This is a genomic window from Paraburkholderia sp. J12 (assembly GCF_905220215.1).
Classification (GTDB): Bacteria; Pseudomonadota; Gammaproteobacteria; order Burkholderiales; family Burkholderiaceae; genus Paraburkholderia.
This window is the reverse complement of record NZ_CAJMZC010000005.1, coordinates 322,452-334,850: the sequence shown is the minus strand read 5'-3', so window position 1 is coordinate 334,850 and position 12,399 is coordinate 322,452. Positions and strand designations below refer to the sequence as shown.

Here is a 12,399-nt window from a genome sequence, read left to right as displayed (position 1 = left end):
TCATTTTGTATCGACTCATAATTAATTTACACATTATGTATCGATACAAATGGAGATTTGGCATGTTGCTTGCTCGACAATTCGTACCTTTCGCTGGAAAACGATTCCTTGCCGTGCTGGCGTTGTGCGTACTCTGCGAAACGGCGGTAGCGCAGTCATCCGAAACGATGAGCAAGATCCGGGAAAAGCACGAGATCACACTAGGGGTCCGGGAAACGGCGTTACCGTTTTCCTATCTGGACGACGCCCACCATTTCGTAGGCTATTCGGTAGACCTGTGCTTGCGGGTGGTGGACGCTGTGAAGACCAGCCTGAAGTTGCCGGACCTGAAGGTGAACATGGTGCCCATCGCATCGTCGAACCGTATTCCGCTCATCGCCAACGGCACTGTCGACCTTGAATGTGGCACCACCTCCAATACCGTTGAGCGTCAACAGCAGGTCGCGTTTTCCTCGACCATCTTCGTATCGAGCACCCGGTTTGTCTCAAAAAAGAGTGCGGGACTGGACAACCTGGACACACTCAGAGGCAAGCGTGTCGTTGCAACGGCTGGGTCGTCCAACCTCCGCCAGATCACGGCACTCAACGTTGCGCACAGTTACAACATGCAAATTTCCCCCTCGAGGGACTTCGCCGAGGGCTTTCTGATGATGGACACGGATCGGGCCGCGGCATTTTTCCTGGACGACATCACCCTCTCGGCTCTGGCCGCCAGCTCAAAAAACCCGGCGGATTTCGTCATATCCAAAGAACCCTTGTCTGTGGAACCCTACGCGCTGGTAATGCGCAAGGATGATCCCGTTTTCAAGTCCATAGTGGATGGTGCACTCAAAAGTACCTTCGAGAGCGGTGCTATCGACGCCATCTATACCCGCTGGTTCGAGTCGCCGATTCCGCCGAAGGGGATCAACCTGCACGTTCCGGTAAGCCCGGCGCTGCGCAAGGCCTTTGCCCGACCGACCGATAGCGCGGATCCGGCTTCCTACCAGTGAGGCCGATCATGGCGACTAAAACATTTCCGGCAGTACGATTCACCGAAAGCGCGACGCCCCTGCAGCATCTTCCACGTCTTTCGGCGCATCTGGGCGGACCTGCAATCTTCATCAAGCGCGACGACATGACCGGCCTGGCCGGCGGCGGCAACAAGGCACGCAAGCTCGAATACCTTGCCGCCGACGCGTTGGCCAAGGGGGCCGATACCCTCATCGGCCTGGGCGCAACCCAGTCCAACCATGCGCGCCAGACGGCGGCCGCGGCGGCACGACTGGGCCTGCACTGTGTATTGCTGCTCGAGCGTCGGCTGGAAGGACAACCCGAGGAATACTACCGGGCGGGCAACGCTTTGCTGAACCGGGTCCTCGGCGCAACCCTGTGCGATGAGCTACCCGCCGGAGCGGATATTGCGAGGGCCGTCACGCAACTCCAGGAGAAACTGGTCAAGCAGGGGCGCAAGCCTTATGTGGTACCCGGGGGCGGCTCCAACGCGCTAGGTGCAATGGGTTACGCCCGCTGCATCGAAGAGCTTCAGTCCCAGGCACGCGACTTGGGCATCGGGATCGATGCGATCGTGCACGCAGGCAGTAGCGGCGGCACACAAGCCGGATTGGTCGCCGGACTCGGTGCGCACCGCGGGACCCTGGTACGCAGCTACAGCGTCAGGCTGGAAGCCGCTCTTCAGATCAACATCGTGCGTAAAATCGCCGAAGAAACGGCGGAGATGTTATCCGGATCTGCGGAGAATTTTTGCCCTATCGACGTCGATGATTCTCAAATTGGTCCCGGGTATGGGATACCGACGGTGGAAGCGCTTGACGCCATACGCCTGCTTGGTAGGCTCGAAGGCATCTTGCTTGACCCGGTGTACACCGGTAAAGCTATGGCCGGCCTGATCTCCGATATCAATACCGCACGCTTTTCCTCTGGCCAAAACATTGTCTTCTTGCATACCGGTGGGGCAACGGCACTGTCCGCATACGCGTCCTGGCTCTAGACACTCCGTCGTTCGACCACACTTCATGCAGTGGCCCCCTGCCGGACCATGACAAAAAAGCGCACCCACTGCCGCCACGTTTCTTGAGATTGGCCACGTCCGTTCTACGCCAGTCCAATACCTTTTCCATCTCCTCGGAGGCGTTGTCCAGACGGTTTTCTCTATAATACAGGAATCCGAAATAACTGATCCCGATACGTTTCGCACATTCAAAAACCGGGAGATCAGCCTGAAGACCTGCCCCCAGCAAACCGGGCCAGCCGGAGTCTAGTAAAGTTCGTTTTCGGAGAAGAAGACGAACATGAAGAAGCGTTTTACGGAAGAGCAAATCATCGGCTTTTTGAAGGAAGCCGAGGCCGGTATGCCGGTCAAGGAACTGTGCAGGAGCACGGGTTCAGTGATGCGTCGTTCTACACCTGGCGCGCGAAGTTCGGCGGCATGGAGGTGTCGGAGGCGCGCCGGTTGAAGGACCTTGAGAGCCAGCAGAGTTTGCAGCGAAACACCGGGCAACAGCGGATGCTCCTGCCGCTTTACAGGAGCTGATTTAAAGGGACTTTGCTAGAGGCCCGTTGGCCCTGCTGAAGGGGGCAGGTCATGACTTCGGAACCGGAAGCGCTATCGTCCTAATCCTATTTCGGTACACGGCAAAGACCGATCTCTCTCAAAAGCGCCTGAGTTGGCTGCACACGAACTTGGCGTCGTGCGCAGCCAACATGGGACCAGGACTAGAAGGGCCCTTCAGCAACCAAGGCATGGCCAACGGTTCACCCTTCGCGATAGCCGGGTTGTGGCGCGAGTGGAACGATCCAGAGGGCGTCGCCTACTCGTTCACGATGCTGAGTCAACGCGGCCGAGCATCCGCTCATGAAGCGATTCCACAAGCCGGGTGATGAGAAGCGATCGGTCGTGATCGTGCCGCCGGCGGAGTATGAGGGCTGGCTCGCGAGCCGATCGATGGGCGAGGCGCGCTCGTTCCTGAATCTGTTCCCCGCCGATCGGATGCGTGCTGAGGAGTTTCCGGCACCGCCGCGAATGACAAAAAAGGCAGAAAAACCCACACCTCACGATGCGCGCTGATCTGCCTTAATAGCTAGAAACCTTACTGGGCTTGGTGGGCCGGGTCGGGTTCGAACCGACGACGGGATTTCTCCGGCGGATTATGAGTCCGCTGCCTGCAACCAACACGGCGTCCGGCCCAACGAGCAATAACAAACAACCACAACAAAGCATCAACAAAAAAGCCCGGTCTACCCAAAGGCCGGGCTTTCTGAAGACAGGCCGACATACTACACGAAAGCATGCCCACCTGTTAAGTGCGCCCGCGATACGCGGGCACTGAAAACAAACACCGACAAACACCGCGCAAACATCGCCCAAAAATCAGTTCCCTTCGAGGAACGACTTGAGCTTGTCCGAGCGGCTCGGGTGACGCAGCTTGCGCAGCGCCTTCGCTTCGATCTGGCGAATCCGCTCACGCGTCACGTCGAACTGCTTGCCCACTTCTTCGAGCGTGTGGTCGGTGCTCATTTCGATACCGAAACGCATGCGCAGCACCTTCGCCTCGCGTGGCGTGAGCGAATCGAGCACGTCCTTCACGACGTCGCGCATCGAGGCATGCAGCGCGGCGTCCGCGGGCGCAACCGTATTCGTGTCTTCGATGAAGTCGCCCAGATGCGAATCGTCGTCGTCCCCGATCGGCGTTTCCATGGAGATCGGTTCCTTCGCGATCTTCATGATCTTGCGGATCTTGTCCTCCGGCATTTCCATCTTCTCGGCGAGCGTTGCCGGATCCGGCTCGAGACCGGTTTCCTGCAGGATCTGCCGCGAGATACGGTTCATCTTGTTGATCGTCTCGATCATGTGAACCGGAATGCGGATCGTGCGCGCCTGGTCCGCGATCGAGCGCGTGATGGCCTGGCGAATCCACCACGTCGCGTAGGTCGAGAACTTGTAGCCGCGGCGATATTCGAACTTGTCCACCGCCTTCATCAAGCCGATGTTGCCTTCCTGGATGAGGTCGAGGAACTGCAGCCCGCGGTTCGTATACTTCTTCGCAATCGAGATCACGAGACGCAGGTTCGCCTCGGTCATCTCGCGCTTGGCCTGACGTGCCTTCAGTTCGCCGGCCGCCATCTGGCGGTTGGTTTCCTTCAGGTCCTTGAGCGGCAGAACCACGCGCGCCTGCAGATCGAGCAGGCGCTGCTGCTGTTCGCGGATCGCGGGAATGTTGCGCGAGAGAATCCCGCTATACGCATGGCTTTCGGAGACGATTTTTTCGGCCCACTCCAGATCCGTCTCGTTGCCCGGGAAGCGCGCGATGAACTCCGAGCGCGGCATGCCGCACTTGTCCACGACCGTATGCAGGATCTGGCGCTCGACCTGACGCACTTCGTCCACTTGCGCGCGCAGCGTGTCGCACAGACGCTCGACGGTACGCGCGGTGAAGCGGATCGACATCAGTTCGTTCTGGATCGTTTCCTGCGCCTTGAGGTAGGACTTCGACTTGTAGCCTTCCTTCTCGAACGCGCGGCGCATCTTGTCGAACCATTCGCTGATGAGCGCGAACTTCTCGAGCGAGGCGCGCTTGAGCGCTTCGAGTTGCGCTGCGTTGGCCGTTGCCTGCGCTGCGCCTTCGTCCTCCTCTTCTTCCTCTTCTTCCTCTTCCTCTTCGTCCTCTTCGGTCTCGTTCTCGATCTCTTCCGCTTCCTGCGCGGAGAAGCCGTCGGTGTCCTCGGCATTCGGATCGATCAAGCCGTCGACGAGTTCATCCACGCGGATCTCGTCGTTCGCCACGCGCTCGGCCATCGCGAGGATGTCGGCAATCGTGGTCGGGCACGCGGAGATCGCCATGACCATGTGCTTGAGACCGTCTTCGATGCGCTTGGCGATTTCGATTTCGCCTTCGCGCGTGAGCAGCTCGACCGTGCCCATTTCGCGCATGTACATGCGCACGGGGTCGGTGGTGCGACCGAATTCCGAATCGACGGTGGACAGCGCGACTTCGGCTTCTTCTTCTACTTCGTCGTCCGAAGAAGCGTTCGGTGCGTTGTCGTTGAGCAGCAGCGTTTCGGCATCGGGCGCCTGCTCGTACACGGCCACGCCCATGTCGTTGAAGGTGCTGATGATGCCTTCGATCGCCTCGGTCTCGGTGAAGTTGTCCGGCAGGTGATCGTTGATTTCGGCGTACGTGAGAAAGCCGCGCTCCTTACCCAGCTTGATGAGCGCTCGCAGTTTCGAGCGACGCTCCTCGAGCTCCTCGACGGTCCCGGGCTGCGAGGACGCGAACGCGTCTTTCAGCAGCGCCTTTTCCTTCGCCCGCCGGTCGCGCGCCCGGGCCTTTTCGCCCTTGCCCGCGGCGGGCGTGCTGTCTTCGCTCTGACTTGCGTCGTCTTCGACGGATACTTCATTCAGCTTTTTCGTCATGGAGTTCGCCGTTTCGGCTATAGTCTCGACTCGCGGCTGGTGGACGTCAGCCTCTTGAACCGTGGATACTGGAGCCTCGCGCTCTGCCACATCGTCCGCAATGGCAGGCACTTGCCTTGCACTACTCGAACCGGACCGCTTCGTCGCCGGCCGGGTTGCGGCCGGGGTTGCAGCTCTCGCCGCGCGTGTTGGCGCCGCTCGTGCGGCCGAAGCAGCCATGGTTTTTTTCCGGGCAGCGGGTTCAGGAGAGGTGGCGGAAGACTTTCTGGCGGAACGGGTGGCAGTGGCCTCGTTGACCTTGCTGGTCGGCTCCGTGGAGCTTTTGCCTGGTGCCTTTTTTCCGCCTGTAGTCTTTGCCATTTGCCATTCCGTCCTTGCTGGAAGCTGGGTATGAAGCCCGGAAAAAAACAAAAAACAAACCGCTGAAAACCTTTTATTATAGCACGCGAGGCAAAGTCCCTCCGTGCGCCTCCCTTCCTTACAAACCGAGCTGACGCTTCATTTCGGCCTGCACCTGAATCAGGTTCATCAATTCCGCCTTTTCCTCGGGCGTATGCAGTGATTGTCGCGTCAGCACGTTGAGCCGGTCCCGGCAAGCGTCGTAGCGCATCTTCAGGATGGCCGCCTTGAGCTCTTCGCCCACGAGGCGCTCCTGTTCGCGGCGCTCCTCCGCCACCGCGCTGTCTTCCGGATTTTTCATCAGCAAATCCCGGACGTTTTCATCATAGTCCAGAATTTCCCGAAAAATCTCCTCGAAGGTCGGGGCGTTCGCGCCATTGCGCAAGAGGTCCGAAAGGAGCTGAAACTCGGCTGCATCGCCCAGCCCGCGGGCGTGCGTAGCCACTTCCTCGAACAATTCGCCATGGCGCGTAAGCGTGATCAGCGCCCGTTCGGCTTCCTCGTCCAGCTGCGCCACGATGCGCGGAAGCATGACGAGATTGCGCAGCGACTTGCGCTCGATCCCGGTCACGAGGTGCCGGTCCTTGCGCGCGGGCGCCGAGCGCGCCGCCTGGGCAATCCGCGCATCGACCTCGCAGAGCGCCGCCACTTCCTCGAACGGCACGTCCAGCCGGTCCGCGAACATATGCATGATCTGCGCGCGCAGCGCGTTCGCCGGCAGCGCCTGCAACAGCGGCTTGGCGTCGAACAGCGCCCGCGCACGGCCTTCCGGCTGGTCCAGCTCCTTGCCCGTCAGCACCTCGTTCAGCATGAACTGCGACAGCGGCATGGCGCGCTCCACCTGCTCCCGGAACGCCTCGGTGCCGAACTCGCGCACGTAGCTGTCCGGGTCGTGCTCCTGCGGCAGGAACAGGAACCGGATCGTCCGGTTGTCCGCCGCGTGCGGCAGGCACGCGTCGAGCGCGCGGCGCGCGGCGCGTCGACCGGCCGAATCGCCGTCGAAGCTGAAAATCACGGTGTCGGTCTGGCGCAGCAGCTTCTGCACGTGGATCGGCGTGCAGGCCGTGCCGAGCGTCGCCACGGCGTTCTGGAACCCGAGCTGCGCGAGCGCCACGACGTCCATATATCCTTCGACCACGAGCACGTATTGCTGCTCGCGGATCGCGAGGCGCGCCTCGAAAAGCCCGTAAAGTTCACTGCCCTTGTTAAATAACGGCGTTTCCGGCGAATTCAGATACTTGGGCTCGCCGCCGTCGAGCACGCGCCCGCCGAAGCCGATCACCTGACCCTTGACGTTGCGGATCGGGAACATGATCCGGTCGCGGAAGCGGTCGTAACGCCGCGCCTGGCCCTGGCCATCCTGCTTTTCGCTGACGATCACGAGCCCGGCTTCGACGAGGGCCTCGTCGCGGTAATTGGGGTACGCGGATTCGAGGTTCTGCCAACCGTCGGGCGCGTAGCCGAGGCCGAAGCGCGCTGCGATTTCACCCGTGAGGCCGCGTTTTTTCAGGTACTGGATCGCATTGGGCGCGCTGCGCAACTGCTTGCGGTAGTAGTCGCAAGCCGTCTGCATGAGGTCCGAGAGAGCGGTTGCGACGGCCTTCGAAGGCCCGCTTGCGTAACCGCCTGCGCCGCCGCCCCCAGCGCCCCCGCCGCGCATGGGCGACGGTTCCTGCGGCACGGTCAGGCCTACCGATTGCGCGAGTTCGTTGACGGCCTCGGGAAACGTGAGGCCGGCATGCTCCATGAGGAAGCCGATGGCAGTGCCGTGGGCGCCGCACCCGAAGCAGTGGTAGAACTGCTTCGTTGGACTAACGGTAAACGAAGGGCTCTTCTCGTTGTGAAACGGACAGAGGCCCATGAAGTTCGCGCCGCCCTTCTTGAGCTGCACGTAGCGCCCCACCACGTCGACGATATCGACGCGGTTCAGGAGATCCTGCAGGAATGAATGCGGAATCATCGGAACGGAGGCACTCCTGCTGCGTGCACGACGAATGGCGCGCGGTCCGCCGGCCCTGCGGGGCCGCGAACGGGTCGCGCGCCTCGGTATTTACTTCGAGAGCGCGGCCTTGACCAGCGCGGACACGGCCGTCATGTCGGCGCGGCCGGCGAGCTTGCCCTTGAGCACGCCCATCACCTTGCCCATGTCCTGCGGACCGGCGGCGCCCGTCTGCGCGACCGCGGCCTGCACTTCGGCGGCGATTTCGGCTTCGGAAAGCTGCGCCGGCATGTAGTCGGCCAGCACCTTCAGCTCGGCGGCTTCCTTCTCGACGAGGTCCGTGCGACCCGCCGCCTCGAACTGGCTGATCGAATCCTTGCGCTGCTTGATCATCTTGTCGATGACCGCCGTGACGGCGGCGTCGTCGAGCGTCAGGCGCTCGTCCACCTCACGTTGCTTGATCGCGGCGAGCAGCAGACGAATCGTGGCAAGGCGCTCGGTTTCACGGGCGCGCATCGCGGCTTTCATGTCGTCGTTGATTCGGTCCTTGAGGCTCATCACTCACCTGAAATGCGTTGGGGTTACGAATACCTGGATCTCTCCAGGCGATGGGTCGCGCGCCTCACCTGCCGCACAAGCATCACGTCAATACAAAAACCCGCCTGGAAACGCTTCCAGGCGGGTCGGCGCAGATTCTCGATGGTTGCGACCACACCAGAGGGGGCTGCAACAGCCGCGGTGCCCGGAATTCAGGGCCGGCGGCGCTGCCGGCTGCTTATATGGGGCAAAGCTTCAGGGAAGGCAACCCCCGAACCTGCCCGGCAACGCCGGAATCAGTACAGCTTCTTCGGCAGCATCTGGCCGCGCAGGCGCTTGAAGTGGCGCTTCACTGCCGCCGCCTTCTTGCGTTTGCGCTCGGCCGTCGGCTTTTCGTAAAACTCGCGCGCACGAAGCTCGGTCAAAAGGCCGTTCTTCTCGATCGTGCGCTTGAAGCGGCGCATGGCCACTTCAAAGGGTTCGTTTTCTTTTACGCGGATGGTCGTCATTTTCCAATAACGGATCGGGGGTAAAGAGAATCAAGTATAGCAGTTCCCTGGACGCGCAAGCGGGGGAACGCTGGACGGAAAAACCCGATCCGGGCGGCCTGTCCGGGCCGACGCAAAGGTCGCTCCAAGGCCGCCCGAGGCGCGCTCAACCCTCGCCCGAACCTTGGCCCTGGCCCACGGCCGCCGTCCATTCCGCCGCCGCCTCGCCAGCCGCCACGCCCGAAGCCCACGCCCACTGGAAGTTGTAGCCGCCGAGCCAGCCAGTCACGTCCACCGCCTCGCCGATGAAGTACAGGCCCGGCACGCGCTGGCTCATCATCGTGGCAGACGAAAGCTCGCGTGTATCCACGCCGCCGCGCGTGACCTCGGCCTTCTTGTAGCCTTCGGTGCCGGTGGGCGTGAGCGTCCATTGCGCAAGGCCCTCGCCGATGCGGCGCAGCGTCTTGTCGGGCAAGTCCGCGAGACGCGCGTCGAGCGGCACCTGCTGCGCCTCCAGCCAGAGGTGCGCGAGGCGCGCTGGCATCCATTCGGCGAGCAGGTTGCCGATCTGGCGCTTCGTCGCGCCCTTGGCGTCGATCAACTCCGCCTCCGCCTCGCGCTCGGGCAGCAGGTTCACGCGGACCGGCTGGCCCGGCTGCCAGTAGCTCGAAATCTGCAGCACGCCCGGCCCGGACAGGCCGCGGTGCGTGAACAGCAGGTCTTCGTCGAACGTTCCGCCCGTCTTGCGCTCGCCCGTGGCGATACGCACTTCCAGCGAAACGCCCGAAAGCGCCGCATACGGCGCCCAGTCGTCGTGGGCAAACGTGAGCGGCACGAGCGCCGGGCGCGTGTCGATCAGCTTGTGGCCGAACTGTTTGGCGATGCGGTACGCGAAATCGGTGGCGCCGATCTTCGGAATCGAGAGGCCGCCGGTTGCGATGACGAGCGCGCGGGCGCGTATCGTGCCCTGCGGCGTGGCGAGGGTGAAGCCCGCGCCGTCGGCATGGCTGACCGCCTCGACCGGCAGCGGCCGGCGCCAGGTCACACCGCCGGCGTCGCATTCGGCGCGCAAGACGTCGATGATCGCCTCGCTCGACTGGTCGCAGAACAGCTGCCCTCGGTGCTTTTCGTGCCAGGTCACGCGGTGCTGGCGCAGGAGCGCGAGAAAGTCGCGCGGCGTATAGCGCGCGAGCGCGGAGCGGCAGAAATGCGGATTGCTGGAGAGGTAATTGGCCGGCCCGGCGTGCAGGTTCGTGAAGTTGCAGCGCCCGCCGCCCGAGATGCGGATTTTCTCCGCGAGGCGCGGCGCGTGATCGATCAGCGCGACGCGGCGCCCCTGCTGGCCGGCCACCGCCGCGCACATCATCCCGGCCGCACCTGCGCCGATCACGGCGATGTCGAAAGATTCCATGGCGCGCATTCTACCTGCCGGGCGGCAACGGACCCGCCAGATCCGCTCGACCTCCGGGGCCGCCCGCCTCGTTTCCGGCCCACTGCTATACTTTGAGGCTTCCCGCTTACTCTTTTTCGGCAAGGGTCGAACGTCCGGCTTCATCCGGAGATCCGCCATTGCCCGCCCGACCCATGCTCGTTCTCGGCATCGAAAGCTCCTGCGACGAAACCGGCCTTGCGCTCTACGACACGGACCGCGGCCTCCTCGCCCACGCACTGCACTCGCAGATCGCCATGCATCGCGAGTACGGCGGCGTGGTGCCGGAACTCGCCTCGCGCGACCATATCCGCCGCGCGCTGCCGCTGCTCGAAGAAGTGCTGGAGAAGAGCGGCGCCCAACGCGGCGACATCGACGCGATCGCCTACACGCAAGGCCCCGGCCTCGCGGGTGCGCTGCTGGTCGGCGCGAGCATTGCGAACGCACTGGCCATGGCGTGGGGCCGGCCCACCGTCGGCATTCACCACCTGGAAGGGCACCTGCTCTCGCCGCTCCTCGTGGATGCACCGCCGCCGTTCCCGTTCGTCGCCCTGCTCGTTTCGGGCGGCCACACGCAGTTGATGCGCGTGACCGACGTGGGCGTGTACGAAACGCTCGGCGAGACGCTGGACGACGCCGCCGGCGAGGCCTTCGACAAGACCGCCAAGCTCCTTGGCCTCGGCTACCCCGGCGGCCCGGAAGTATCGCGGCTGGCGGAATTCGGCACGCCCGGCGCCATCGACCTGCCGCGCCCGATGCTGCATTCGGGCGACCTCGACTTCAGCTTCAGCGGCCTGAAAACGGCGGTCCTCACTCAGGTGAAAAAGCTCGGCCCGAACCTCTGCGAGCAGGGCAAAGCCGATATCGCACGCGGTTTCGTCGATGCCGCCGTGGAGGTGTTGGCGGCGAAGTCGCTGGCCGCGCTCAAGCGCACGAAGCTCAAGCGCCTGGTGGTGGCGGGCGGCGTAGGTGCGAACAAGCAGCTGCGCGCGACGCTGTCGGCCGCGGCGCAGAAGCGCGGCTTCGAGGTCCATTACCCCGACCTGTCGCTGTGCACCGACAATGGCGCGATGATCGCGCTCGCCGGTGCGATGCGGCTCGAACGTTGGCCCGAGCAGGCCACGCGCGACTACGCGTTCACAGTCAAGCCGCGCTGGGATCTGACTTCGCTCGCGCGATAGGTCTGTCGCCCCCGGCTTTCGCCGTTGCGACGGCAACAAAAAACCGCCCTCGAGGCGGTTTTTTTATTTCACACGAGAAGACGCCCGCAATCAGCTGCGCACGCGCTTGTCGTGCTCGATCACGGCATACGCGCTGTGATTGTGGATCGACTCGAAGTTCTCCGCTTCCAGCACATACGCCGCCACACGCGCATCGGCGTTCAGGCGCACGGCCACGTCGCGCACGAGGTCTTCGACGAACTTCGGGTTCTCGTAGGCCCGCTCGGTCACGAACTTCTCGTCCGGACGCTTGAGCAGACCCCACAGCTCGCACGACGCCTCTTCTTCGGCGATGCGGATGAGGTCCTCGACCGGCAGGTCGCCCGCCAGCTCGGCGTCGATCGTGACGTGCGAGCGCTGGTTGTGCGCGCCGTATTGCGAGATCTTCTTCGAGCAGGGGCACAGGCTCGTCACCGGCACGAGCACCTTCAGGAAGAGACGCGCAGCGCCGTCGCGCGCATCGCCCGTGAGCGTCACTTCGTAGTCGAGCAGGCTCTCCACGCCCGAAACCGGCGCCACCTTCTTCACGAAGTACGGGAACGATACTTCGATACGGCCCGCCTGCGATTCAAGCTTCGCGAGCATCGTGGCCAGCATCGTGCGGAACGTCGCGGGTTCGAGCGGCGCCTTGTTCTCTTCGAGCAGCGCGACGAAGCGCGACATATGCGTGCCTTTCTGGTCCGCAGGCAGATGAACGTCGAGGTTCCATGTGCCGACCGTCGGCTGCACGTCGCCGTTGCCGGTCTTCACAGTCAGCGGATGACGCACGCCCTTCACGCCCACGCGCTGGATCGGGATCTGGCGGGTATCGACGGAGCTCTGCACGTCCGGCATCACGAAGGCCGGGTTCATCTGGTTCATGTTCTTGTCCTTTGGGCTGCGCGCTTCGCGGCGCGCAATGGCAAGCGCCGGCATGAGCCGGCGCTGGCTGGCGGTCCCGGGTTCGAAACCCGCCCGCCGATTCAAACGGAGTG

The 12,399-nt window shown here is 62.9% G+C and carries 10 protein-coding genes, 1 tRNA gene and 1 pseudogene; 5 read left to right on the top strand and 7 right to left on the bottom strand.

Going from position 1 to position 12,399, the window contains the following annotated elements; translation table 11 throughout:
- Positions 1-62: 62 nt before the first annotated feature.
- The 4 genes and pseudogenes from U5760_RS14550 to U5760_RS14535 all read left to right on the top strand — a co-directional run bounded on the left by U5760_RS14550 (position 63) and on the right by U5760_RS14535 (position 3,067).
- Positions 63-992, top strand: a complete 930-nt coding sequence (locus tag U5760_RS14550; protein ID WP_322012680.1) for an amino acid ABC transporter substrate-binding protein — start codon at positions 63-65, stop codon at positions 990-992.
- An 8-nt stretch (positions 993-1,000) separates the two neighbouring features.
- Positions 1,001-1,990, top strand: a complete 990-nt coding sequence (locus U5760_RS14545; protein ID WP_322012679.1) for a D-cysteine desulfhydrase family protein — start codon at positions 1,001-1,003, stop codon at positions 1,988-1,990.
- Between the two features lie 301 nt (positions 1,991-2,291).
- Positions 2,292-2,479, top strand: a pseudogene (locus U5760_RS14540) (transposase); the annotation flags it as partial.
- Between the two features lie 375 nt (positions 2,480-2,854).
- Positions 2,855-3,067, top strand: a complete 213-nt coding sequence (locus U5760_RS14535; protein WP_322012676.1) for a hypothetical protein — start codon at positions 2,855-2,857, stop codon at positions 3,065-3,067.
- A gap of 32 nt (positions 3,068-3,099) precedes the next feature.
- Here the strand turns inward: U5760_RS14535 and U5760_RS14530 are convergent.
- From U5760_RS14530 to U5760_RS14505, 6 genes are all read right to left on the bottom strand, one after another.
- Positions 3,100-3,187, bottom strand: a tRNA-Ile gene (locus tag U5760_RS14530).
- 183 nt (positions 3,188-3,370) lie between these two features.
- Positions 3,371-5,773: an RNA polymerase sigma factor RpoD gene (gene rpoD, locus U5760_RS14525; protein ID WP_322012675.1), complete on the bottom strand. Its 2,403-nt coding sequence runs from the start codon at positions 5,771-5,773 to the stop codon at positions 3,371-3,373.
- A 118-nt stretch (positions 5,774-5,891) separates the two neighbouring features.
- Positions 5,892-7,772, bottom strand: a complete 1,881-nt coding sequence (gene dnaG, locus U5760_RS14520) for a DNA primase (RefSeq protein ID WP_322012674.1) — start codon at positions 7,770-7,772, stop codon at positions 5,892-5,894.
- 90 nt (positions 7,773-7,862) lie between these two features.
- Positions 7,863-8,309, bottom strand: a complete 447-nt coding sequence (locus U5760_RS14515) for a GatB/YqeY domain-containing protein (RefSeq protein WP_322012673.1) — start codon at positions 8,307-8,309, stop codon at positions 7,863-7,865.
- Positions 8,310-8,584: 275 nt separating this feature from the next.
- Complete coding sequence (gene rpsU, locus U5760_RS14510) at positions 8,585-8,797, bottom strand: 30S ribosomal protein S21 (RefSeq protein ID WP_237575346.1); 213 nt, start codon at positions 8,795-8,797, stop codon at positions 8,585-8,587.
- Between the two features lie 145 nt (positions 8,798-8,942).
- Positions 8,943-10,187: an NAD(P)/FAD-dependent oxidoreductase gene (locus U5760_RS14505; RefSeq protein WP_322012667.1), complete on the bottom strand. Its 1,245-nt coding sequence runs from the start codon at positions 10,185-10,187 to the stop codon at positions 8,943-8,945.
- Positions 10,188-10,360: 173 nt separating this feature from the next.
- On the opposite strand from U5760_RS14505, the gene tsaD reads away from it, so the two are divergent.
- The gene (tsaD, locus tag U5760_RS14500; protein WP_322012827.1) at positions 10,361-11,386 is read left to right on the top strand and encodes a tRNA (adenosine(37)-N6)-threonylcarbamoyltransferase complex transferase subunit TsaD; all 1,026 of its coding nucleotides are present in this window, start codon (positions 10,361-10,363) and stop codon (positions 11,384-11,386) included.
- Positions 11,387-11,476: 90 nt separating this feature from the next.
- On the opposite strand, the gene folE2 is transcribed toward tsaD, so the two are convergent.
- The gene (gene folE2 / locus U5760_RS14495; RefSeq protein WP_322012665.1) at positions 11,477-12,286 is read right to left on the bottom strand and encodes a GTP cyclohydrolase FolE2; all 810 of its coding nucleotides are present in this window, start codon (positions 12,284-12,286) and stop codon (positions 11,477-11,479) included.
- Between the last annotated feature and the right edge of the window lie 113 nt (positions 12,287-12,399).

What these genes read in the sequence shown, in the direction of transcription:
- U5760_RS14550 (WP_322012680.1), top strand. Translation starts at nt 63, where the DNA reads ATGTTGCTTGCTCGACAATTCGTACCTTTCGCTGGAAAACGATTCCTT.
- U5760_RS14545 (WP_322012679.1), top strand. Translation starts at nt 1,001, where the DNA reads ATGGCGACTAAAACATTTCCGGCAGTACGATTCACCGAAAGCGCGACG.
- U5760_RS14535 (WP_322012676.1), top strand. Translation starts at nt 2,855, where the DNA reads ATGAAGCGATTCCACAAGCCGGGTGATGAGAAGCGATCGGTCGTGATC.
- rpoD (WP_322012675.1), bottom strand. Translation starts at nt 5,773, where the DNA reads ATGGCAAAGACTACAGGCGGAAAAAAGGCACCAGGCAAAAGCTCCACG.
- dnaG (WP_322012674.1), bottom strand. Translation starts at nt 7,772, where the DNA reads ATGATTCCGCATTCATTCCTGCAGGATCTCCTGAACCGCGTCGATATC.
- U5760_RS14515 (WP_322012673.1), bottom strand. Translation starts at nt 8,309, where the DNA reads ATGAGCCTCAAGGACCGAATCAACGACGACATGAAAGCCGCGATGCGC.
- rpsU (WP_237575346.1), bottom strand. Translation starts at nt 8,797, where the DNA reads ATGACGACCATCCGCGTAAAAGAAAACGAACCCTTTGAAGTGGCCATG.
- U5760_RS14505 (WP_322012667.1), bottom strand. Translation starts at nt 10,187, where the DNA reads ATGGAATCTTTCGACATCGCCGTGATCGGCGCAGGTGCGGCCGGGATG.
- tsaD (WP_322012827.1), top strand. Translation starts at nt 10,361, where the DNA reads ATGCTCGTTCTCGGCATCGAAAGCTCCTGCGACGAAACCGGCCTTGCG.
- folE2 (WP_322012665.1), bottom strand. Translation starts at nt 12,286, where the DNA reads ATGAACCAGATGAACCCGGCCTTCGTGATGCCGGACGTGCAGAGCTCC.